A 22370-nucleotide genomic window follows, 5' to 3' on the forward strand; every position below is an offset into this window, starting at 1 on the left:
CGCCGGGGCTGCCGGGCGAGCACCGACTCGCTCAGCGGCCCCTCACGCCGGGCCACGCCAGCGGGAGCAGGTGCTCCTCGCTGAGCGGGGCCAGCGGCAGCGTCTCCGCATCGGCCGGCGTGATCCAGCGCAGCTCGGCGAGTTCGGCCTGCACGCGCACGTCGGCCGGCTCGGCCGTGGTCGCGAACGCCGTGGCGATCACGCGGTGCCCGGGTTCGTTGGCGGCGGCCGAGACGAACACGCCCAGCGGCACCAGCGCGTCCTCCTCGATCCGCAGGCCGAGCTCCTCGTGCAGCTCCCGGGCGAGCGTCTGAGCGGGCGTCTCGCCCGCCTCGGGCTTCCCGCCGGGCTGCATGAAGCGCTCGGTCCCCTCCTTGCGCACCACGAGCACGCGTCCGGCGCCGTCGGTGATGATCGCGGCCGAGACGTGGATGTCAGGCATGGGGCTCCTCGGAGGTGTGCGCGGCGGCGGGTCGTGGATCGGCGGCCTGCGGTGCGAAGACGCGGCCGGGCGCGAGGATCCCGCGCGGGTCGAAGACCCGGACGATCTCGCGCTGCAGCTCCCACTGATCCTCGCCGAGCTCGTCGGCGAGCCAGCGGCTCTTGAGGATGCCGATGCCGTGCTCGCCGGTGAGCGTGCCGCCGAGGCGGAGTGCGGCGCGGAACAGGTCGTCCGCGGCCTGCCAGACGCGGTCCGGGATCTCGGGTCCCGGCACGATGAAGTTCGGATGCAGATTGCCGTCCCCGGCGTGCGCGACCGTGGGGATCACGATGCCGTAGGCCCGCTCGATCCGGGCGATCTCGTCGAACATCGCGGGCAGCGCGCTGCGGGGCACGGACACGTCCTCGATGAGCGTGGTCCCGAGGCTGGCCATCGCCGCGTGCATTGAGCGGCGGATCCGGAGCAGCTCCTCGCCTTCCGCGGGATCGTCGGTGACGGTCACCGCGCCGCCCGCCTCGCGCAGGACCGTCGCGATCCGGTCGGCCTCGGCGGCGGCCGAACGGCCGTCCGTCCGGATGGTGAGCTGGGCGAGCTCGGCGGCAGGAGGCTCGAGCTGCAGCAGGGCGTGCACGGCGGCGAGGCTGTGCGCGTCCATGAGCTCCATGATCGCCGGCTGCGCACCCGACGCCGTCACGGCCGCCGACGCCCGTGCGGCGTCGCGCACCGCGGGGAAGGTCGCCACGATCGTGCATTCGGCGCCCGGCTCGAGGCGGCGCAGCTTGAGGGTGGCTCCGACGATCACGCCGAGTCGTCCCTCGGATCCGATCACGAGGGAGGTCAGATCCAGGCCCGTCACGCCCTTCACACTGCGATGCCCGAGGTGGAGCAGGCGTCCGTCGGCGAGCACGAGGTCGACCGCCAGCACGGCGTCGCGGACCACGCCGTACTTCGCGCAGAGCAGGCCGCCGGCCCCCGTGGCGATGTTCCCGCCGACCGTCGAGATGTCGCGACTGGCCGGATCCGGCGGCCACCACAGCCCGAGCGGAGAGAGCACCGCGTCGAGTTCGCCGTTGAGGAGTCCCGGTTCGACGACCGCCAGGAGGTCGTCGGGGCGCACCTCGAGCACGCGCCGCATCCGCAGGGTGGAGAGGACGATCTCGCCCGCGCCGGCGATCGCGGCTCCGGCGAGCCCGGTTCCGGCGCCGCGCACGACGACGGGCGTCCCGGTGTCGTGCGCGATGCGCAGCACGGCCTGCACGTCGGCGGTCGACGTGGCGTGGACCACGGCGAGCGGCGGCGTCGGGGACGAATGGCCCGAGCGGTCGGCCCGGGCGGCGTCGAGGGCTGCGGAACCGGTGTCGACGAGCTCTCCCAGGGCGGCTCGCAGCCGATCCAGCACCGAGTCGCCCACGGCAGCCCTCAGGACAGGGCGCGGCGTCCGGCCATGAGGCCGGACGCGACCGCGACGACGGCGAAACCGATGCCGATCCAGGCCTGACCCATCGTCCACCAGGCGACGGTCACCCCGGCGTAGACGACGAGCTCGACGGCGGCGCGGAGGAACGGATGCACGGCCAGCACCGGCCGCGGCGACAGGAACAGCGCCCAGAGCAGCAGGGTGATGACGGGCGCGCCGATCGCGGCGACGAGGTTCCACGGCAGGGTCCACGCGACCAGGCCCCACAGGGCCAGGGACGCCAGCGCGGCGACGAGGACGACGACGCGGACGATGTCGAGCGGCGTGGCGCGCGGCAGCATGCCCTGAGGCGGGGTCGGCACCGGCTCAGTGGGAAGCGGCGGGGTCGCCCGGGGACTTTCGGCGGCAGGGGTGTCGGCGGGCATGAGGACGATTCTACGCGGGGGCGATGGGAGGATCCGCGGAGGATCCGGCGGGCGTGCGGCTCAGGCTGCCGGGACGCTCGAGGCGGGGTCGGAGGACGGGGTCGGCTCGCCCGACGTCGCGGGCGCGGGGGAGACGGGATCCGTCTCCGGAGCGTTCTGCGGTGCGGGTGCGGGATCGACCGTCGGGGGGTCGGCGGGGGCCGGTTCGGTCGGCGCCGGTGTCTCGGCGGGAGCCGGGGTGTCCGCCGGGGCGAAGGAGTCGGCCGGAGGGGCGGCGGGATCGGTCGCGGGGGCGTCGGCGGGCGGCGTCGGGTCGGCGACGTCCGAGAGCAGGCACTCCCACCAGTGCAGCGGGCCGAGCGTGCCGAGATCGAGCACCGCCGATCCGCCGACCTTGTCGCCCAGGACGTAGGCGATCGTCACGAGGGCGCCGCTGTTGATCTGGCTGCGGCTCGGGGCGAGTTCGATCACGCCGTTTCCTGCGGCGTTCAGGACGACGCTCGTCGTGAGGTTCGCGCCGTTGTCCGAGGTCGCGCGCAGCGTGGTGCCGGGCACGCCGCTGACGGGCACGGTCACCCGGATGCCGTCGATCAGCGAGAGGATGCCGCAGTGCAGGGAGGCCGTCCCGAGCACCGGCGCCGAGGCCGGCGGAGTCGCGGGACCCGGATCGGTGCCGGGGTCCGTGCCGGGGTCGGTTCCCGGGTCCGTTCCCGGGTCCGTGCCAGGATCCGTTCCCGGGTCAGTGCCAGGATCCGTGCCGGGATCGGTACCGGGGTCGGTTCCCGGGTCCGTGCCGGGGTTGGTGGGCGGCTTCTCCTCCGCCGGGGGATCCGGAGGGAGCACGGGGTCGGCGGCGGGCTCCGGGGCGGTCGTGGTGTCGACCGGGGCGCTCACCACCGGCTTCGGCTTGTCGACGTGCGGTGCGGGGTCGGCCGGGGGCTCCGTCGGCACCGGGGCCGGCGCGGGGACGGTCGTGGTGGAGGGGGGCGTGACCTGCGCGACGATGCTGGAGTCGCCCTGGTCCGACGCGGACGGGGCGGAGGTCGATGCCGGATTCGCCGTGAGCCCGGGGACGACCGCGGCGGCGACGATGGCGCCGGCGATCACCAGTGCCGCGGAACCCGCGCCCACCAGGGCGCCGAATCCTGCGATGGCGCCGCCGGACGAGCCCGTCGCCCCGCCCGAAGCGGTCGAGGACGCCGCGGCGGCGCCGTGCGCCGCGCCGACGCCGGCCGCGCTCGCGCCACCCGCGACGACGGCCCCCTGCACGACGCTCGACGGCATCGCCGCGAGAGCCACGGCCGGCAGGGCGCCGCCCTGCAGCATCGCGAGGTAGGCGCTCGATCCGCCGACGCCCAGGACGAGCGGGAGGAGCACGAAGGCCAGCCGGTGCGAGACCTCCTTGGCCTCGGCGGCGACGATCAGGCAGCGCGCGCACTCGCCCAGATGCCGCTCCAGCTTGGCGCGATCACGGGTGCCGAGGTTGCCGCGCGAGTACGCACCGAGGCGCTCGATCGTCCATTCGCAGACGGATCCCGGCACGGCGGTGCTGAGGTGGGCCTGGATCCAGGCCTCGCGCAGGCCCTCTCTGGCCCGGAACGCGAGCTGTGCGGTCGCCCCGGCGGTCATCCCGAGCAGAGGCCCGATCTCGGCCGGCTTCATCTGCTCGATCTCGGAGTACCAGAGCACCTCCTGCCAGCGCGAGGGAAGGCTGCGGAACGCCTGGGCCGAGAGGCTGCGATCGAGGGCGTCGTTCGTGGCCTGCTCCGTCGAGGACGGATCGGCGACCGTGTCGAGCTCGTCGATCGGCGCCTCCCGGCGCGCGCGCCCCCAGCCGGCCGCGGTGTTGCGGATGCTCGTGAACAGATACGCGCGGAAGGAGCCGGTCGGGCCGCCGCCCTTCTGGATCGCCTGATAGGTGCGCGCGAACGCCTCCTGGACGAGGTCGTCGGCATCGAAGGTGCTCGTGATCGACCGTGCGACCGTGATGCCCGACGCGTAGTGACGACGCCACAACTGGGCGAAGGCTTCGGGGTCGCCTGAGCGCGTGCGCAGCACCAGATCGGCGTCGCTGCGCGGCGATGCGGCCGCGGCATCGTGCGAGTGTTCGGTGTAGTCGGTCATCTCTCGGTTCTCAGGTCGGAAGCGCTCTCGGCAAAGAGACGCGGACCCAGTCTTCTCATCACGCGGACTCCCCATTCTTCACCCTCTGGCTGGGAACGCGCCAGGGTGCGAACGAAATCCCCGAACCGAAGTCGGGTTCTGCGCTCACGGGACTCGGTGTCGGGGAGGCTGAGACGCGGTTTCCCGACACGGTGCCGGTCGGCCCCCGGCCCCGCGGATCCGGGGCTTCAGAAAAAATCCGAAGAAATCTTGCGAAGTCGCGTAATGGATCCGTTGCGACCCCATCTCTCCTGTCAGAGACAGTCTGCGAAAGCCACCGGGGGGCGGCGAACAACGACTCCGGCGGATGGGGATCCGCCGGCGGGGTCGGCCCGGCGCCTCGGGGGAGGAGTTCCGGGCCGCCCCGCTCTGAACACGGGGGGATCCTCCGATTTCGGGTTGCGTGAGGATCTGGGGAAGGGTCGAGGGTACGGGGGTCGCCGCTGGGGAGCGGCAGGCCCCCGGCCCTCGCCGGATCCGCGTCTCGCGGATCAGCGCGTCAGCGCGCCGCCGGTCCACACCACCGCGACGTCCAGGTCGGCGGTCAGGAGCACCGCGTCCCCCAGCTTTCCCGGCTCGAGGCCGCCGAGCCGGTCGCCCACGCCGATCGCCCGCGCCGGGGTGCGCGTGAGCGCGTCGATCACGTCGGGCAGCGGCACGCCGGCCTCCACGGCGCGGCGCAGCGCCACATCCTGGGTCAGCGTGGATCCCGCGATCGAGCCGCTCTCGACGCGAGCGACGCCGTCCAGGACCGTGACCCGCAGCGAGCCCAGCATGTAGTCGCCGTCGGCCGCTCCGGCCGCGGCCATGGCATCGGTGACCAGGGCGACCCGGCCAGGGGCCTCGTCGAACACGAGCTTGATCACGTGCGGGTGCAGGTGGATGTTGTCGGCGATCGCCTCGAGCGTGACGCGCTCGTCGTGCGCGGCCGTGAGCACGGGGCCCGGGTTGCGGTGGTGCACGGGGCGCATCGCGTTGAAGGCGTGCGTGAGGATCGTCGCGCCGGCGTCGAAGGCCTCGCGCAGCGTGTCGTCATCCGCATCGGTGTGCCCGACCGCTGCGGCGGCGCCCGCCGCGACGACGAGGCGGATCGCCTCCATGCCGCCGGGGAGCTCGGGTGCGAGCGTGACCTGCCGCACCGTGCCGCGGCCGGCGTCGAGCAGGCGCTGGACGTCCGCGGCTTCGGGCAGGCGCAGGAGCTCGGGGTCGTGGGCGCCCTTGTGGCCGGGATCGAGGAAGGGACCCTCCAGGTGCGAGCCCAGCAGGTCCCGGTCCGTCTCCATCAGGTCGGCGACCATGCCGATGCGCTCGGCGAGCTGGTCGAGGGCCGCGGTGATCAGCGACACCACGGCCCGGGTGGTGCCGTGGCTGCGGTGCATGGCGCGCGCGGTGCGGATCGCCTCCACGCCGTCGTCGAACGCGGCCGTCGCGCCGCCGTGCCCGTGGATGTCCACGAACCCGGGGGTGAGGATCGCTCCGGGTCCGGCCGCCTCCCGCGCGTCGACCACCGTCTCGGCCGGAGTCCAGCCGGACCCGGTTCCGCGCGCGACGACGGCGCCGTTCTCGAAGCGCACCCACCCGTCGTCGACGGAGGACCCGCCGGAGACGATGCGGGCGGAGTGGATGACGAGCGTTCCCTGCGCGGAGCTCTCGGTGCGGGCGGTCATGCGGTCTCCTGGTCGGTCGTGGTCGAAGGGGCGTGCGGGGTCTCGGTGTCCGCCGTTCGCGCCGGCGGATCGTCCTCGAGTGCGGCGCGATCGACGGCGATGCCGGCCGCCTCCCAGGCGGGGACCAGCTCCGCGACGCGCGTGCGGAACGACTCCCAGGAGCGCTCCGGGCCGTCCTGCGCCGACCAGCCGACCTCGGCCTGCGCGGCGATCCGCGGGAACGCGAGGCCGTCGGCCTCGGCGAGGGTCGTCACGGACTCGGTCCACAGCGGCGCCTCGATGCCGAGGATCGCCTCGACCGGCACTCCGTCGATCACCCGTGCGGGATCCCAGTCATAGGAGGTGCGCAGCGGCACGATGCCGGCCCAGGCCAGCCCGCGCGGATGATCGGCGCGGGGCTTCATGTCGAGGTAGGCGCGGTCGGACGGCGACAGGATCAGCGCGCCGCCGCGCTCGACGAACCGGCGCGCGTGCGCGGCGTGATCCCCCTCCGGCGTGACGGATCCCCAGTACTGGCCGATCATCCCGGCGGGGAGGCCCTCGACGGCGCCGGCCTCGTGCCAGGCCACGGGAACCTTGCCGGTCTCGGCGGCCAGCTGTCCCGCGCGCTCGAAGAACAGGGCGAAGTCGGCGGCCGAGGTGCCCAGGCACTCGTCGCCGCCGATGTGCAGGAACGGGCCGGGGGTGAGCGCGGCGATCTCGCCGAGCACGTCGCGGATGAGGTCGTAGGTGCGCTCGTTGTGGATGCGCACCGAGGAGTGCCCGACGCCCCAGCCGGCGTACTGCTCTCCGTGCACCGGCAGCGGCTGGCCGAGCTCGGCGGCCTCGGTGAGGTTCGCCTCGGTGAGGGTCGGCTCCTCGACGAGCTCGGGGTAGCCCAGGCCGACCGCGTGGGTGTGCCCGGGCAGGTCGATCTCGGGGATCACCGTGACGTGGCGCGCGGCCGCGTAGTCGACGATCGCGCGATAGTCGTCCTGGGTGTAGAAGCCGCCGGGTCCGCCGGTCGCGTCGCCGGCCGCGCCGCGACCGGTGAGCTGGGGCCATGAGGCGATCTCGATGCGCCAGCCCTGGTCGTCCGTGAGGTGCAGGTGGAGGCGGTTGAACTTCAGCCCCGCCGCGCGGTCGATGTAGCGCTGCACGTCGGCGACGGAGAAGAAGTGGCGCGCCACGTCGAGCATGACCCCGCGATAGCCGAAGCGCGGGGCGTCCTCGATGCGCACGACGGGCAGCGTCCCGTCGCGGCGCACCAACTGCAGGAGCGTGCGGGTGCCGTGGTACAGCCCGGCCCGGTCGTGCCCCGTGATGCGGACCCCGCCTGCGGACGAATCGAGCAGGTAGCCCTCGGCGGATCCGATCGCCGGATCGATCACGAGGCTGATCGCGGTGCCGCCGTCGGTCGTGAGGGCCTCTGAGCCGAGGATCGCGGCGAGGTCGGTGCGCAGCAGCGCGGCCGTCTCGGGATCCCCGTCGACCCGCACGGAGGCGATCGGGACGGATCCCTCCCCGAGGCTCGCGGAGGACGGGAACGGGATGAGCGGCAGCGCATCATGCAGGACCATGAACAAAAACTACCGCGCCCGCGGGCCGACCGGGGCATCCGCCGCTCGTCATCGCCCGACGGATCCGCATCCCGATCGGGTAGGCTCGGGATGTCGCGACTGGCGTCTGGGTGGGTCACCACCGGGGAGCGACCGTCATGGATTCGACCGCGCGCCTGGGCCGATGAGCACCCCTCTTTCGCAACCGTCAAAGGAGCACGCCATGACCGACCGTTACTTCAACGCGCCTCTCTCCGAGGTCGATCCCGAGATCGCCCAGGTCCTCGACCGTGAGCTGAAGCGTCAGCAGACCTTCCTCGAGATGATCGCCTCGGAGAACTTCGTCCCCGTCTCGGTCCTGCAGTCGCAGGGCTCGGTGCTGACGAACAAGTACGCCGAGGGCTACCCGGGCCGCCGCTACTACGGCGGCTGCGAGGAGGTCGACGTCGCCGAGGAGCTGGCGATCGCCCGCGCCAAGGAGCTGTTCGGCGCCGAGTTCGCGAACGTCCAGCCGCACTCCGGCGCGACCGCGAACGCCGCCGTGCTGCACGCGATCGCCCGTCCCGGCGACACCCTGCTCGGCCTCTCGCTCGACCAGGGCGGTCACCTCACCCACGGCATGAAGATCAACTTCTCCGGCCGCCTGTACGACATCGTCGCCTACGGCGTGAACCCGGAGACCTCGACCATCGACATGGACGAGGTGCGCCGTCTCGCGATCGAGCACAAGCCGAAGGTCATCATCGCCGGCTGGTCGGCGTACCCGCGCACGCTGGACTTCGCCGCGTTCCGCGAGATCGCCGACGAGGTCGGCGCCCTGCTGTGGGTCGACATGGCACACTTCGCCGGTCTCGTCGCCGCGGGCCTGCACCCGAACCCGGTGCCGCACGCCCACGTCGTCTCGTCGACCGTGCACAAGACCATCGGCGGCCCCCGCTCGGGCTTCATCCTCACGAACGACGCCGAGATCGCGAAGAAGATCAACTCGGCCGTCTTCCCCGGCCAGCAGGGCGGCCCGCTCATGCACGTGATCGCCGCGAAGGCGACCGCGTTCAAGATCGCCGGCACCCCGGAGTTCAAGGAGCGCCAGGAGCGCGTGCTGCGCGGTGCGGCGATCATCGCCGACCGTCTCTCGCAGCAGGACGTGAAGGATGCGGGCATCGCGGTGCGCTCGGGCGGCACCGACGTGCACCTCGTGCTCGTCGACCTGCGCGACGCCGAGATCGACGGCAAGCAGGCGGAGGACCTGCTGCACGACATCCACATCACGGTCAACCGCAACGCCGTCCCGAACGACCCGCGTCCGCCGATGGTCACCTCGGGCCTGCGCATCGGCACGCCCGCGCTCGCGACCCGCGGCTTCGGGGATGCGGAGTTCACCGAGGTGGCCGACGTCATCGCGCTCGCGCTGCAGCCCGGCGCGGACGTCGAGGCCCTGCGCGCCCGTGTCGACGCGCTCGCCGGCGCCTTCCCGCTGTACCCCGACCTGCAGCAGTAGACCCGACGGGATACTGCCCCCGGGGTCGTTGAGCGAGCACGGCCGCAGGCCGAGCGAGACGAAACGCGGCAAATGTCGCAAGAGCGCCGCGTTTCGTCTCGGTCGCCGCCGGCGTCCTCGCTCAACGCCCCCGAGGGGCGGGCGACAGAACACCTTCGACGAGAGAATGGAAGACCTCGATGACCGCGAAGATTCTTGACGGCAAGGCGGCAGCGGCGGAGATCAAGGCGGAGCTCGCCGAGCGGGTCTCCGCACTGAGGGAGCGGGGGATCGTCCCCGGCATCGGCACCGTCCTCGTCGGGGCCGATCCGGCCTCGCAGCTGTACGTGGGCATGAAGCACCGGCAGTCCGAGGCGATCGGGATGAACTCGATCCAGCGCGAGCTGCCGGCCGACGCGACCCAGGCCGAGGTCGAGGCCGTGATCGACGAGCTCAACGCGGATCCGGCCTGCCACGGCTACATCGTGCAGCTGCCGCTGCCGAAGCACCTGGACACCGATGCGATCCTGGAGCGGATCGACCCGGCGAAGGACGCGGACGGGCTGCACCCGACGAACCTCGGCCGGCTCGTGCTCAACGTGAACGCGCCGATCCACACGCCGCTGCCGTGCACGCCGCGCGGCGTGATCGAGCTGCTGCTGCGCAACGACTACGACCTCAAGGGCAAGCACGTGGTGGTCGTCGGCCGCGGCGTCACGATCGGCCGCCCGATCGGGCTGCTGCTCACCCGCCGCGACATCAACGCCACGGTGACGCAGGTGCACACCGGGACGCCGGACATGTCGCCGTATCTGCGTCAGGCCGACGTGATCGTCGCGGGCGCCGGGGTGAAGCACCTCATCCGCGCCGAGGACGTGAAGCCGGGTGCGGCGGTGCTCGACGTGGGAGTGACGCGCGAGGACGACCCGGAGACCGGGAAGAGCAGGGTCTACGGCGACGTGGAGCCCGCGGTCGCCGAGGTGGCCGGCTGGGTCTCGCCGAACCCCGGCGGGGTCGGGCCGATGACGGTCGCGCTGCTCATGACGAACGTGGTGGAGGCCGCCGAGCGCGCCGCAGCCTGAGCACGCAGACGAGAACGGGCGGATCCGACGACGCGTCGGATCCGCCCGTTCCCCGTCCGGGACGGGAGATCAGCCGAGTTCGTCGAGCATGCGACGCTGCTCGGGCGTGAGGCCGTCGTCGAGCTCCTGCCGGCCGGCGGCGGTCGCGGCGGAGGACGGTGCGGACGACGCGGAGGGCGCAGGCGAGGCCGAAGAACGGGATCCGGCGATCCTCGCCCCGGCGGCGTCGTACAGCTCACCGGCCTTGCGGGACAGCGCGTCGTCGACCTGGTCGTAGACGACCCAGCCGACCAGCAGGATCACGGGCGGGACGATCCAGCCCCAGACGTTGCCGGCGCGCACGCCGCTCAGCCAGACCGTGAGCGCCCAGATCAGGAACTCGACCGCGAACACGGCGAGGTACTGCACGAACTTCGTGCCGCTCGACGACATCGAGGTGGCGGCCCTCTTCAGCAGCGGCTTGAGGAAGAGCGTCGCCAGGGTCAGGATCACGGACGCCCACAGCGCGTGCAGGCCGACCCGCGCCGGGGTCAGCCAGCCGACCACGAGCAGCACGACCACGTTGAAGACGTAGAGCGACGCGAACCGCACGATCAGATTCCTCATGCGTCCAGACTGTCATGCGACGGAGCGCGCCGGGAGGGGCGCCGCGCCGGGCAGGGGGTGCGCGGCCGGACCGCAGGCCAATATGCTGGCCGCGTCCGCGACCCTCGAGGAGACGCACATGCAGATCGCCCTGTTCATCGCCGAACTGATCGTGGTCCTCGGCTGCATCGTCATGGGCACGCGCTCGAGCGGCGTGGGGCTCGGCCTCTGGGGAGGGACGGGCGTCGCGATCCTCGTGTTCGTGTTCCGGGTGCCGCCCGGGTCGCCGCCCGTGGATGCGCTCCTCATCGTGCTGTCGGTCGTGCTCGCCTCCTCGATGATGCAGTCAGCGGGAGGGATCGACTGGATGGTGTCGGTCGCGGCGAAGCTCATCGCGCGCAGCCCGAAGCAGATCACGCTCGTCGCCCCGCTCATCTCCTTCCTCTTCTCGGTCGGCGCGGGCACCTCGAACATCCTCTATCCGCTGCTGCCCGTGATCCAGGACCTCTCGTACCGCAACGGCATCCGGCCGTCGCGCCCCCTCTCGCTCTCCGTGGTCGCGACCGGCGTCGCGCTGGCCTGCAGCCCGGTCTCGGCGGCGATGGCCGCGATGGTGACGCTCACCGACGTGGCGCCGTGGAACTTCGAGCTCATCGACATCCTCAAGGTGACGATCCCGGCCGCCGTCGTCGGCATCGTGGTGTCGAGCTTCGTCGTGAACCGTCTCGGCAAGGAGCTCGCCGACGACCCGGAGGTGCAGGCGAAGATCGCCCGCGGCGAGCTCGCACCGCCGCGGGCGGGCGCCGCCGAGGTCAAGGCGGACGTGACCGTGACCGCCGCGGGACGCAACGCGGCGATCATCTTCCTGCTCGGCGTCGCCGTGATCGTGCTGTTCGGCCTGTTCAAGGGGCTCCGCCCGCTCGACGGCTCGGGCGACCCGGTGAGCATGACGCCGATCATCGAGATCGTGATGTTCGTGGCCGGAACCGTGATCCTCCTCGTGTCGCGCCCCAAGGTCGGCGAGATCCCGACGATGTCGGTGTTCAAGGCCGGCATGGTCTCGGCGATCGCGCTGTTCGGCCTCGCGTGGCTCACCGACACCTTCCTCGGCGCGCACGCGACGCTCATCTCGGAGGGCGTCGGCGGCCTCGTCACCGCGGCCCCGTGGATCTTCGCCCTCGGCGTCTTCCTCGTCTGCGTGCTCACGACCAGCCAGTCCACGGCCACCCGCACGATCGTGCCGATCGGCCTCGCGGCGGGGATCCCGCTCGGGCTGCTGTCGGGCATGTGGGCGGGCGCGTTCGCGGGCATCTACCTGCTGCCGACCAACGGCTCGCAGATCGCCGCGGCGAACTTCGACACCTCGGGGACGACGAAGCTCGGCACGAAGCTCGTGGACCACTCGTTCTTCGCCCCCACGCTCATCCTCGCCGTGACGACGATCGGCTTCGGCGCCCTCTTCGGCGTGCTCTGGGGCGGCTGATCCGCCCTCGTCGGCGGGCGGGCTCCGCCGGGATCAGCCCGCTCGGTACAGGTCCCAGGAGCGGCGGCAGGCCGTGGCGATCCTGTCGACGTGCGCGGGGTCCTCGGTGATCCAGTCGGTGCCGGGCCGGTGCAGCTGCGCGGTGGCCGCGTCGCCGAGCAGGAACTCGCGGAGGAACTCGGCCTGCACGGCGTCGAGCACGGCTCCCGCCGCGGCGGCCTCGTCCGCGAGCGTGCGGAAGCGGGCGCCGGCGGCGAGGATCTCCTGGCTGCCGAGATAGGGCTGGTTGAGGGCGACATCACCCGGCTGCGCGGCGTCGAAGCCGACGCGGTGCGCTTCGGCGAGGGCGCGCAGGCGCTCCGGCGCCATGGTCGGGGGGTCGGCGGGGTCGCGCTCCTCGCCGCGGGCGTCGCCCCGGTTGGAGAGCGCGACGATGTTCGGCAGGCGGTCCTTCTCGGCGCGCGGGACGTCGACCGCGCCGTCCTTCGTGGTCGTGGTGTTCATGGTGTCGTGGAACGACAGCCGGGTGAGCGCGCCTCCGGTGCGCAGCCGCTCGGCGACCATCCGCTCGGTCAGCTCGTCGCGGGTGCGCTCGTAGACGCCGAGACCGCGCTCGGCGACCTCGACGAACGTCTCGACGAGCCGGTGCAGGCCGGCCCCGGTGTCCGGCACCTCGATGATCGGGAAGAACGAGAACGTGACGGGGCGGATCGCGTCGACCCCGGAGAGGTCGACCCTCTGCCAGGGGCCGGCGGCGCGGACGCGCTCGATCGCCGCGGTCAGGTCGGCGGCGACGTCGGCGGGCCGTGCGCGGTTCGGATCGCGGACGAGACGCGGATGCGGGTTGATCACGGCGACGACCCGGGGATCCTGCGATGCCCAGCGCCGCACGACGGCCGCCGTCGCGACATCGGTGAAGTCGTACTGCAGCCGTCGCGTGAGCGCGGGGGAGAGGAACTCGGCGAGCTCCTCGGGGATCGCGGCGCCGGCGTGCGGGCAGCTGACGAGCAGGTCGGCGTCGCGCAGCGCGTCGTCGAGGGAGCGGTGCTCCGGATCCGCGTAGACGACGATGTCGTCGGGGGTGAACGTGCGGCCGGCGGGGATGAGGTCGAGGGCGCCCATGCGGCTCATGCTACCCAGCGGCCCACCGGGCGAGCGGTCCGGGCTCGCGGTCGTCCTCCGGGACCCAGCGCCCGGGGTGCACCGCGGCGATCGCGTCGAGCACCGTCGCGTACACGGCGTCGGCGTCGATCCAGGGCGGGGCGACGCGCGCGAGCTCGAGGCTGACCGCGCCGTGCACCTGCGCCCAGACGGCCAGGGTGCTGCGCAGATCGACGTCCTCGTCGACGCGATCGGCGCCGGTGAGGGTGCGGGCGAGGGGGAGGAGCGCATCCAGCTCCGGATCGGGCTCCGGGTCACCGCCGGCGCTCGGGGCGCCGTGAGGTGCTCCGGCGATCGCGCCGCTGAACATGAGCCGGTAGCGATCGGGGTGCTGCAGCGCCCAGGCGCGATACGCCTCGCCGAGAGCGCGCAGGCCCCCGGGCTCCGCCTCGCGCTGCGCGCGGGCGAACGAGGCGAAGGAGTCCGCGACCACGGCGGTGATGAGGTCCGCCTTGCTGCCGAACAGCGAGTAGACCGCCGATGTCGAAGTCCCTGCCTCGCCCGCCGCCTCGCGCACGGAGAAGCGGTCGGGGCCGTCCCGGTCGATCATCGCCGAGGCGACCTCGATCAGTCGCGAACGCAGGGCCGCGTCGTGGGTGATGGGTCTTGCCATGGAAAGGATCTTATCGTAACGTCGTTCTGTAACAATGTTCTATAACGACGTTCGCAAGGAGTGGCGATGAGCAGGCAGGTCTTCCCCGGTCGGTACACGGCAGCCGTGGACCGCAGCGACATCACGGTGTTCGTCATCGGGATGCGGGCGAACAGATGGTGGCAGCTGGGCCGGGTGCAGCGCGTGGCGCGGCAGATGCCGAAGATCCTGCGGCATCTCGCAGAGCACCCGGAGGCAGGCATGCTCGGCTGCGAGAGCTGGCTCGGGCGCACCACGATCCTGCTCTCCTACTGGGAGAGCCCGGAGCACCTGCAGCGCTTCGCCGCCGATCGGGACGCCCCGCATCTGCAGCCGTGGCGCGACTTCATGCGCACGATGCTCGGATCTGGCAGCGTCGGGGTCTGGCACGAGACGTACCAGGTGCCGGCGGGGGAGATGGAGGCGATCTACGCCGACATGCCGCTGTTCGGACTCGCCGCCGCGACGGCGCACGAGCCGGTCGGCGCGGGCCGGAACACCGCGCGCCAGCGGCTCGGCCGCTGAGCGGGCCGGCGGGCGTCTGCAGGCAGGCGACGGCCTCAGGGAGCGCCGGGCAGGCCGAGTGCCCGCATCACGAACCAGATCAGGCCGAACAGGAGCACCACGGCGGTGACGGCGACGCCCAGCGCGGTCGCCGTCCGGGGCATCCGGCGGCGGAGCAGCAGGAGGGGCGGGAAGACCACCAGGATGATCGAGAGCTGCACCGCCTCGATCCCCAGGTTGAAGACGAGGAGCGACCAGAGCAGGGTCCAGGACCACGGCTCCTCGATCTTCAGCGCGGTCGCGAAGCCGAGGCCGTGAATGAGTCCGAATCCGAACACGATCCCGAGGCGCAGGAGGGCTGCCCTGCGACTGGGCGGAGGCGCCGGCTCTCCGCGGTGGCGTGCGGCGCGGCGGAGCCGTTCCTCCCAGAGGTGCCAGCCCGCGACCGCGGCGATCGACAGCGCGATCGCGGGCTCGACGACGTTCGCGCCGATGTGCACCAGACCGAGCGCGGAGAGGAGGAACGTGATCGAGTGCGCGACCGTGAAGCATGTCGCCGCGAAGACCACGTCGCGCAGGCGCCGCGAGCTGATGACGAGCGCGACGAGGAACAGGATGTGGTCGATCCCCGTGAGCAGGTGCTCGGCCCCGAGGAGGAAGAACTCGGCGAAGCGCGCGGTCCACGGCTGAGCTGTCGAGAACTGCGGATGCGCGGCATCGAGCGCGGCGCTGCCGCTGCGCCCGTCGAGGGCGTACGTCACGATCGTCTTGGTGTCCTTGACCATGCCCTCGGAGTCGGGGAACAGCGCGCTCCGCACGACGAACGCCCCGTCGTGCCCGGCGCCGCACGCGTAGCGCACCGCGAAGCGCGCATAATCGGTCGCATCCCTGGTGTGGAATGCGGCGGGCCCGTCCGGTCGGGGGACGCAGCCTGCTCCGCCCTCGACCGCGACGCGGAAGCGCGCCGTCGTGTAGGCGAGGATCGCTGCGGCGTGGTCGGCCAGCACCTGACCCTCGGCGCCCTGCCGAGGGTGCTCGATCGCGTCGTCGAACAGCGCGGGATCGTGCTGCGCCCTCGCCGCCGAGGCGCTCAGCAGCTCGTACTGCAGATCGAATTCGACGCGGACGTCGGTCGTGCCCGCCGGGGTCAGATCTGCGTACGCAACCGTGGTCACATGCGCGGCGGCGGGGCCGGCCGAGAGCAGGAGCGCGGCGGCGACGAGCGCGAGGACGACCGCGACGCGCGGCGCCGAGCGCATCGTCGGGAGCATTGCTCCGGCCCGGGTCAGGCCTGCGGGACCTGCCCGAGCTGCGACTCGATCCCGGCGATGCGCGCGTACTCGTCGAAGCGGAACGTCGCGCTGCCGCTCGCGTCGCTGACGACCGCCGCGGAGTAGGCCTCGTCGGCCCACTGCATGCTCCAGCCGGCGAGACGGGCCAGATCCCAGACCGAGGAGCGCGCGTCGGAGAGCGTCAGCTCGGAGAGGATCCGCGGGAGCGCGACGACGGCGTCGGCGACGGTGAGCGGCGGGAGGGGCGCGTCGAGCAGGAAGATGGCGCGCGTGCCGCTGCCGACGGGCGCGGAGTAGTACGGCGAGCGGCCGGTGATCTCCTCCGCGATCGCGCCGACCTGATGCGCGGCGCCGGCGATCCAGCCGTCCAGATCGGCGTCGGCCTCGGCCGGGAACGGCAGTTCCGGGGTCGAGAGCTCGGCGATCGAGTAGGTCGTGCCGTAGTCGCGGAGTCCTGCGACCGACGGGTCGGATCCGCCCTGCGGGTGCGCCCAGGCCCACATCAGCGAGCGGGGTCCGGGCGCGATCGTCGCGACGAGCGACGCGCGTGCGACGAGGGTGCGGCTCGGATCCGTCTCGGACGTGAAGGTCAGTGTGCCCGCCGCGAGGTCTGCGTCCCAGCGGTGCTCGCCCAGGGCGGCGGTCGCGGCGACCAGCTGGTCCTGGCGGAGGGCGGCGAACAGTGCCGCGCGGTCGGCGAGGGGCGCGAGGGCGGGGAAGGTCATGGGTTCATCCTGCCGCGGACGCCTATGAATGCGCCAGTCAGACGCCATCCGGCGCCTGTTCGCGGGCGCCGGACGCGGCCGTCGCCCGTCCCATGCGCCAGATGCCGGGGATCAGCATGGTGCCCAGGGCGATGACCGCGTAGACGATCGCCGAGCCGACCATGAGCGCGGTCACGTCGGCGCGCGCGATCAGCCAGCCGAAGGCGAGCGTGCCGAGCGGCATCGCGATGTAGCTGCCGAGCATGTCGTAACTGGACACCCGGGACAGTTTGTCCTCGGGGATCTGCTCCATCATCGTGACGTTCCACCCGGTGCTGAACACCTCGACGCCCGCACCCGCGATGAACGCGGCGGCGATGAGGAGCAGGACCGAGGGGTGCACGCCCAGGAGCGTGAGCGGGATCGCGAGGGCGCTCATCCCGAGCATGCCCAGCCGCAGCGGGCGCCGCAGCGGCAGCCAGAGCAGCACGAGGGTCATCACGAGCACGCCCGCGCCCTCGGCGCTCACGACCCACCCCCAGCCGGCGATGCCGAGGAGCGGGTCGTTCTTGGCGATGTACGGACCAGCGACGCCCCAGGCGCCGACGTGGATCGCGTTGAGGACCATGAACGCGAGCACGACGATCCACAGCCAGGGGCGGGACCAGAACTCGCGCCATCCGTCGTGCAGGTCGTGGAACAGGCCCGCCCGCTGCCCGCGCACGGGCGGCGGCAGGCGCACGAGCGCGAGGAACACGATCGCGAGCGCCCAGCCCGCCGCCTGGATCACCATGACCCAGGCGGGGCCGGCGAGCGCGACGATGCCTCCTGCGACGACCGGGCCCGCGATCGTGGTGGCGGAGCGGGCGAAGGACAGCAGCGCGTTGGCCTGCTGCAGATGAGCGGGCGTCGTCAGCTGCGGGATGAGCCCCTGCATCGCGGGCATGACGAAGGCGGCGGATGCGCCGTTCAGTGCGGCGAGGCCGGCCAGCAGCGGGACCGTCGCGGTGTGCGTGAAGAGCAGTGCGGCCGTCGTGCCGATCGAGAGGATGTCGACCACGTAGCTGGTCTGGATCACGAGCGCCCGCGGCAGCCGGTCCGCGACGACGCCGCCGAGCAGCAGGAAGAGGACGTTCGCCACCGTGAACGCCGTGAGCACGATCGAGAGCGCACCGGCATCGTTGTCGATGCTCAGCACGGCGAACGCGAGGGCAATCGACGACATCGAGCCGGTGACGAGCGTGAGGGTGCGCGCCAGGAAGAACCAGCGGAACCCGCGGTCCTGCAGCGCGGCGAGGGCCTTCTTCACTCGCCCCATCCTGACAGCTTCGGCGCACCGCACGCCGGACGGCACGCACTACTCAGGCCGGATGTCGCCCGGACCGGGATCCACGGCCGGTTCCCTCGCGTGAGCGACATCCGGCCTGAATTGTGCGCACCGGACCTCGGGCACCCCGGGTGAGGAGGCCGAGGTCAGTAGCTGGAGGCGGGGCCGGTGGCCGAGGCGGGGAGGAACCGGGTCGCGAGTGCCTCCGAGGCGCGGGCGAGGAGGGCGACGTCGGCGCCCACCGCGACGAACGCGGCGCCCGCGGCGATGTACGCATCGGCCGCGGCCGGGTCGAACGCGTTCACGCCCACCGGCTTGCCCGCAGCGGTCACCGCGGCGAACACCTGCTCCACGGCGGCCATCACGTCGGGGTGCGTCTGCTGTCCGAGCAGCCCCAGCGACGCAGCGAGATCGGACGGCCCGACGAACACCGCGTCCACGCCGTCGACCGCGGCGATCTCCGCCGCCCGGGCGACGCCCGCGGCGGTCTCGATCTGCACGGTGACCGACACGTGCTGCGCGGCCTCGGCGAGGTATCCCTCGACCCGGTTCCAGCGGGCGCTGCGGGCCAGGGCGGATCCGACGCCGCGCACGCCCTGCGGCGAATAACGGGTCGCGGCGACCGCGGCGCGCGCCTCGTCGGCGGACGACACCATCGGCACGATGAGGTTCTGCGCGCCGAGGTCCAGGACCTGCTTGATGATGACGGGATCGTTCCACGGCACGCGCACGAGCGGGGTGATCGGGTAGGCCGCGGCGACCTGCAGCTGCACCTGGAGGGTGTCCAGCGTGTTGGCGGAGTGCTCGCCGTCGACGAGCAGCCAGTCCAGTCCGGATCCGGCCGCGATCTCGGTGACGACGGGGCTGCCGGTGCACGCCCACATCCCGATCAGGGGGCGGTCGGCGCCGGCGAGGCGCTCGCGGAACGTCGGGCTCAGACGAAGCGGCATTCGATGACTCCCATCGGCCCATAGTCGCAGCGCACCTCGTCGCCGCGCGAGACCCACATCGGCCGGGTGAAGGATCCGGCCAGGATGATCTCTCCCGCCTCGAGGCGCGCGCCGTGCTGGTGGAACTTGTTCGCGAGCCAGGCGACGCCCGTCGCGGGGTGACCGAGGACGCCGGCGGCGACCCCGGTCTCCTCGATCTCGCCGTTGCGGCTGAGCACCCCGGGCACCCAGCGCAGGTCGATCTCGTCCGGGCGCTTGTGCACGGTGCCGAGCACCATCGCCCCGTAGGCCGCGTTGTCGCTGATCGTGTCGACGATCGTGCGGCCCTCGAGCTCGATGTGCGAGTTGAGCACCTCGAGGGCCGGCACGGCGTAGTCGATCGCGGCGAGGGCGTCCTCGAGCGTGCAGTCGGGGCCTTCGAGCGGCTCCTTGAGCACGAACGCGAGCTCGACCTCGATCCGCACGTTCGAGAAGTGGTCGACCGGGATCTCGGATCCGGACGGGTACACCGTGTCGTCGAACATGACGCCGTAGTCGGGCTCGGTGATGCCCGTCGCCTGCTGCATCGCCTTGCTCGTCAGGCCGATCTTGCGCCCCACCAGCCGGCGTCCCGCGGCGACCTGCGCGTCGCGCCAGACGCCCTGGATCGCGTACGAGTCCTCGACGGTCGCCTCGGGGTGCCGTGCCGTGATGCGCGGGATCACCCCGTGCGCGCGGTCGGCCTCGGCGAGCTCCGCGGCGAGCTGCGCGATGGTGCCGGCGTCGAGGCTCACAGCTGGTGTCCGAGCTTGTACTCGCCCTGCTTCCACTCCGGCATGGCCTCCTCGTCGGCGGGACGGGTGTAGCTGAACCCGTCGGCGCCGATCGTGACGGCCATCTCGCTGCTGTCCGTGCGGGCCACGACCGGCTGCGGGTTGCCGTCGAGGTCGAGCACGAGCGAGGCGTCGGTGTACCAGCTCGGCACGACGGGGTTGCCCCACCAGTCGCGGCGCTGGTTGTCGTGCACGTCCCAGGTGACCACGGGGTTGTCCGGGTCGCCGGTGTAGTAGTCCTGCGTGTAGACCTCGACGCGGTGGCCGTCGGGGTCGCGGAGGTACAGGTAGAACGCGTTGCTCACGCCGTGGCGGCCGGGTCCCCGCTCGATCGCGTCGGAGCGGCGGAGCGCGCCGAGCTTGTCGCAGATCGCGAGGATGTTGTGCTTCTCATGCGTCGCGAAGCACACGTGGTGCATGCGCGGGCCGTCGCCGCCGGTCATCGCGGTGTCGTGCACGGTGGGCTTGCGGCGCATCCACGCGGCGTACACCGTGCCCTCCTCGTCCTGGATGTCCTCCGTGACGCGGAAACCGAGGTCCTGCATGTACTTCACGGCGCGCGGCACGTCGGGGGTGACCTGATTGAAGTGGTCCAGGCGCACGAGCTCGCCGGGGATGTGCAGGTCGTAGCGCCAGCTCATCCGCTCGACGTGGTCGGTCTGGTGGAAGAACTCGTACGGGAAGCCGAGCGGATCCACGACGCGCACGGAGTCGCCGATCCCCTTCACGAAGCCGTCGGGGTTGCGTCGCACGTCGCAGCCGAGCTCGGTGTAGAACGCGACGGCGAGGTCGAGGTCCGAGGGCTCCCGCACCCGGTACGAGAACGCGGCGACGGCCGCGACGGGGCCCTTGCGCAGCACGAGGTTGTGATGGATGAACTCCTCGGTGGAGCGGAGGTAGATCGTCTCGTCGTCCTCCTCCGTCACGTACAGCCCGAGCACGTCGACGTAGAAGACCCGCGAGGCGGCGAGGTCGGTGACGACGAGCTCCATGTAGGCGCAGCGGAGCACGTCCGGGGCGGGGGAGGAGGGGGTCGGGATCGGGTTGTCGGTGGAGATGGGCGCCTCCTGGCTCGTGAAGAAGCCGGAGGAGGTGAGCGTCATGTCGGCGCGATTGGTCATGTCAGCGTCCTTGCGTGAAAGAGAAGTCGGTCCGGTGATCGGGTCAGCGGGGGTCCGGGTCGTCGAGGTCCTGCTCGGCCGGCGGCGCCTGCTTGCCGAAGACCGGGTTGTGCGGGGCGCCGAGGGTGATGTGCACGCTCTGCTGGTCGGTGTAGAAGTCGATCGAGCGGTAGCCGCCCTCGTGGCCGAGGCCCGACGCCTTCACCCCGCCGAACGGAGTGCGCAGGTCCCGCACGTTGTTCGAGTTCAGCCACACCATGCCCGCCTCGACGGCGCCCGCGAAGTTGTGCGCGCGCTTGAGGTCGTTCGTCCAGATGTAGGCGGCGAGGCCGTAGCGGGTGTTGTTCGCGAGCGCCAGTGCCTCCTCGTCGGTGTCGAAGGGGGTGATCGCGACGACCGGGCCGAAGATCTCCTCCTGGAAGATGCGCGCGTCGGGGGCCACGTCGGCGAACACCGTCGGGGCGACGTAGTTGCCGGTGGAGAAGCCCTCGGGGCGCCCGCCGCCGGCGACGAGGCGGCCCTCGCCCTTGCCGATCTCGACGTAGCTCATGACCTTCTCGTAGTGCTCCGGGTGCACCAGCGCTCCGACCTCGGTGGTCGGGTCGTGCGGCAGGCCGACCTTGACGCGCTTCGCCTGCGCCGCGAAGCGCTCGACGAACTCGTCGTACACGTCGCGCTGCACGATCACGCGGGATCCGGCCGTGCACCGCTCGCCGTTCAGGGAGAAGACGCCGAAGATGCAGGCGTCGATCGCGGTGTCGAGGTCGGCGTCGGCGAAGACGACGGCCGGGCTCTTGCCGCCCAGCTCCATCGACAGGCCCTTCAGGAAGGGCGCCGCGTTGCCGAAGATCAGCTGACCGGTGCGGCTCTCGCCGGTGAACGAGATGAGCGGCACGTCGGGGTGCTTCACGAGGGCGTCGCCGGCATCCTCGCCGAGGCCGTGCACGAGGTTGAAGACGCCCTGGGGCAGCCCCGCCTCCTCGAAGATGCCCGCCCAGAGGGAAGCGGACAGCGGCGTGAACTCGGCGGGCTTCAGCACGACCGTGTTGCCCGTCGCGAGCGCGGGGCCGAGCTTCCAGGACTCGAGCATGAACGGCGTGTTCCACGGCGTAATGAGGCCGGCGACGCCGATCGGCTTGCGGTTGACGTAGTTCATCTGCTTGCCGGGCACCTTGAACGCGTCGTCGGCCTGCGCGACGATCAGGTCGGCGAAGAAGCGGAAGTTCTCGGCGGCACGGCGGGCCTGGCCGAGCGCCTGGGTGATCGGAAGACCCGAGTCGAAGGACTCGAGCTCGGCGAGGCGCGCATCGCGGGACTCGACGATGTCGGCGATCTTGTGCAGCACGCGCGAGCGCTCGCGGGGGAGCATGCGCGGCCAGGGGCCCTCGTCGAAGGCGCGCTTGGCGGCCGCGACGGCGCGCTCGATGTCGGCCTTCTTGCCGGCGGCGGCGCGCACGTAGGTCTCGTTCGTGACGGGGTTGAGCACCTCGAAGGTGTCGCCGTCGAGGGAGTCGACGAACTCGCCGTCGATGTAGTGCTGGATCTTCTCGGGGAGATCGGCGGGGGTGTAGGCGTCGGTCATCATCGTC

General features: G+C 72.1%; 20 protein-coding genes and 1 riboswitch. Of the genes, 4 read left to right on the forward strand and 16 right to left on the reverse strand.

The genetic code is table 11. The annotated features are described in order from the left end of the window. Nucleotides 1–31: 31 nt before the first annotated feature. From WFJ17_RS11875 to WFJ17_RS11900, 6 genes are all read right to left on the reverse strand, one after another. Nucleotides 32–442 carry an NUDIX hydrolase gene (locus tag WFJ17_RS11875; RefSeq protein ID WP_251438648.1) on the reverse strand — a complete coding sequence of 137 codons (411 nt, stop codon included), beginning with the start codon at nucleotides 440–442 and terminating at the stop codon, nucleotides 32–34. Then, entirely contained in the window at nucleotides 435–1853 is a 1419-nt protein-coding gene (locus WFJ17_RS11880; protein ID WP_336648522.1) for an FAD-binding oxidoreductase, read from the reverse strand. The genes WFJ17_RS11875 and WFJ17_RS11880 overlap by 8 nt, the downstream gene beginning before the upstream one ends. An 8-nt stretch (nucleotides 1854–1861) precedes the next feature. Beyond that, the gene (locus WFJ17_RS11885) at nucleotides 1862–2284 is read right to left on the reverse strand and encodes a YrdB family protein (protein ID WP_336648523.1); all 423 of its coding nucleotides are present in this window, start codon (nucleotides 2282–2284) and stop codon (nucleotides 1862–1864) included. A gap of 60 nt (nucleotides 2285–2344) precedes the next feature. Next, nucleotides 2345–4408: a sigma-70 family RNA polymerase sigma factor gene (locus WFJ17_RS11890; protein ID WP_336648524.1), complete on the reverse strand. Its 2064-nt coding sequence runs from the start codon at nucleotides 4406–4408 to the stop codon at nucleotides 2345–2347. Between the two features lie 530 nt (nucleotides 4409–4938). Beyond that, nucleotides 4939–6114 carry an N-acetylglucosamine-6-phosphate deacetylase gene (nagA, locus tag WFJ17_RS11895; protein ID WP_336648525.1) on the reverse strand — a complete coding sequence of 392 codons (1176 nt, stop codon included), beginning with the start codon at nucleotides 6112–6114 and terminating at the stop codon, nucleotides 4939–4941. Further along, nucleotides 6111–7673: a family 20 glycosylhydrolase gene (locus tag WFJ17_RS11900; RefSeq protein ID WP_336648526.1), complete on the reverse strand. Its 1563-nt coding sequence runs from the start codon at nucleotides 7671–7673 to the stop codon at nucleotides 6111–6113. The genes nagA and WFJ17_RS11900 overlap by 4 nt, the downstream gene beginning before the upstream one ends. A gap of 85 nt (nucleotides 7674–7758) precedes the next feature. Then, nucleotides 7759–7841, forward strand: a riboswitch (ZMP/ZTP riboswitch). A 34-nt stretch (nucleotides 7842–7875) separates the two neighbouring features. Between WFJ17_RS11900 and glyA the strand changes: the two genes are divergently transcribed. Then, on the forward strand, nucleotides 7876–9150 hold the full coding sequence (gene glyA, locus WFJ17_RS11905) for a serine hydroxymethyltransferase (protein WP_251438643.1): 1275 nt from the start codon (nucleotides 7876–7878) through the stop codon (nucleotides 9148–9150). Between the two features lie 179 nt (nucleotides 9151–9329). Continuing rightward, nucleotides 9330–10211 (forward strand): bifunctional methylenetetrahydrofolate dehydrogenase/methenyltetrahydrofolate cyclohydrolase, encoded by an 882-nt coding sequence (locus WFJ17_RS11910; RefSeq protein ID WP_292884919.1) that lies wholly within the window; start codon nucleotides 9330–9332, stop codon nucleotides 10209–10211. A gap of 69 nt (nucleotides 10212–10280) precedes the next feature. Here WFJ17_RS11910 and WFJ17_RS11915 read toward each other — a convergent pair whose 3' ends face one another. Continuing rightward, a complete protein-coding gene (locus WFJ17_RS11915; protein ID WP_251438641.1) occupies nucleotides 10281–10817 on the reverse strand; it encodes a hypothetical protein in 537 nt (178 codons plus the stop codon). Between the two features lie 118 nt (nucleotides 10818–10935). On the opposite strand from WFJ17_RS11915, the gene WFJ17_RS11920 reads away from it, so the two are divergent. After that, nucleotides 10936–12279 (forward strand): anaerobic C4-dicarboxylate transporter family protein, encoded by a 1344-nt coding sequence (locus WFJ17_RS11920; protein WP_336648527.1) that lies wholly within the window; start codon nucleotides 10936–10938, stop codon nucleotides 12277–12279. A 33-nt stretch (nucleotides 12280–12312) separates the two neighbouring features. Here WFJ17_RS11920 and WFJ17_RS11925 read toward each other — a convergent pair whose 3' ends face one another. Together WFJ17_RS11925 and WFJ17_RS11930 are read right to left on the reverse strand one after the other, a co-directional pair. Then, entirely contained in the window at nucleotides 12313–13401 is a 1089-nt protein-coding gene (locus WFJ17_RS11925) for an N-formylglutamate amidohydrolase (RefSeq protein ID WP_336648528.1), read from the reverse strand. Nucleotides 13402–13411: 10 nt separating this feature from the next. Continuing rightward, complete coding sequence (locus WFJ17_RS11930; protein ID WP_336648529.1) at nucleotides 13412–14053, reverse strand: TetR/AcrR family transcriptional regulator; 642 nt, start codon at nucleotides 14051–14053, stop codon at nucleotides 13412–13414. A 66-nt stretch (nucleotides 14054–14119) separates the two neighbouring features. On the opposite strand from WFJ17_RS11930, the gene WFJ17_RS11935 reads away from it, so the two are divergent. Beyond that, the gene (locus tag WFJ17_RS11935; protein ID WP_336648530.1) at nucleotides 14120–14596 is read left to right on the forward strand and encodes a DUF4188 domain-containing protein; all 477 of its coding nucleotides are present in this window, start codon (nucleotides 14120–14122) and stop codon (nucleotides 14594–14596) included. 35 nt (nucleotides 14597–14631) lie between these two features. Here WFJ17_RS11935 and WFJ17_RS11940 read toward each other — a convergent pair whose 3' ends face one another. The 7 genes from WFJ17_RS11940 to hpaE all read right to left on the reverse strand — a co-directional run bounded on the left by WFJ17_RS11940 (nucleotide 14632) and on the right by hpaE (nucleotide 22363). After that, nucleotides 14632–15834: a HupE/UreJ family protein gene (locus tag WFJ17_RS11940; protein ID WP_336648531.1), complete on the reverse strand. Its 1203-nt coding sequence runs from the start codon at nucleotides 15832–15834 to the stop codon at nucleotides 14632–14634. A gap of 26 nt (nucleotides 15835–15860) precedes the next feature. After that, nucleotides 15861–16592, reverse strand: coding sequence for a DUF6882 domain-containing protein (locus WFJ17_RS11945; RefSeq protein WP_336648532.1), 732 nt, complete (start codon nucleotides 16590–16592; stop codon nucleotides 15861–15863). Between the two features lie 37 nt (nucleotides 16593–16629). Further along, the gene (locus tag WFJ17_RS11950) at nucleotides 16630–17880 is read right to left on the reverse strand and encodes an MFS transporter (protein ID WP_295033317.1); all 1251 of its coding nucleotides are present in this window, start codon (nucleotides 17878–17880) and stop codon (nucleotides 16630–16632) included. 164 nt (nucleotides 17881–18044) lie between these two features. Further along, a complete protein-coding gene (locus WFJ17_RS11955; RefSeq protein WP_336648533.1) occupies nucleotides 18045–18848 on the reverse strand; it encodes an HpcH/HpaI aldolase family protein in 804 nt (267 codons plus the stop codon). Then, entirely contained in the window at nucleotides 18833–19621 is a 789-nt protein-coding gene (locus tag WFJ17_RS11960) for a 2-keto-4-pentenoate hydratase (RefSeq protein ID WP_251438633.1), read from the reverse strand. Before WFJ17_RS11960 ends, WFJ17_RS11955 begins: the two co-directional genes overlap by 16 nt. Next, complete coding sequence (hpaD, locus tag WFJ17_RS11965) at nucleotides 19618–20781, reverse strand: 3,4-dihydroxyphenylacetate 2,3-dioxygenase (protein ID WP_336629450.1); 1164 nt, start codon at nucleotides 20779–20781, stop codon at nucleotides 19618–19620. Before hpaD ends, WFJ17_RS11960 begins: the two co-directional genes overlap by 4 nt. 43 nt (nucleotides 20782–20824) lie before the next feature. Then, nucleotides 20825–22363 carry a 5-carboxymethyl-2-hydroxymuconate semialdehyde dehydrogenase gene (gene hpaE, locus WFJ17_RS11970; protein WP_336648534.1) on the reverse strand — a complete coding sequence of 513 codons (1539 nt, stop codon included), beginning with the start codon at nucleotides 22361–22363 and terminating at the stop codon, nucleotides 20825–20827. Nucleotides 22364–22370: the final 7 nt, after the last annotated feature.

The organism is Microbacterium sp. MMO-10 (assembly GCF_037148715.1).
Lineage (GTDB): Bacteria > Actinomycetota > Actinomycetes > Actinomycetales > Microbacteriaceae > Microbacterium.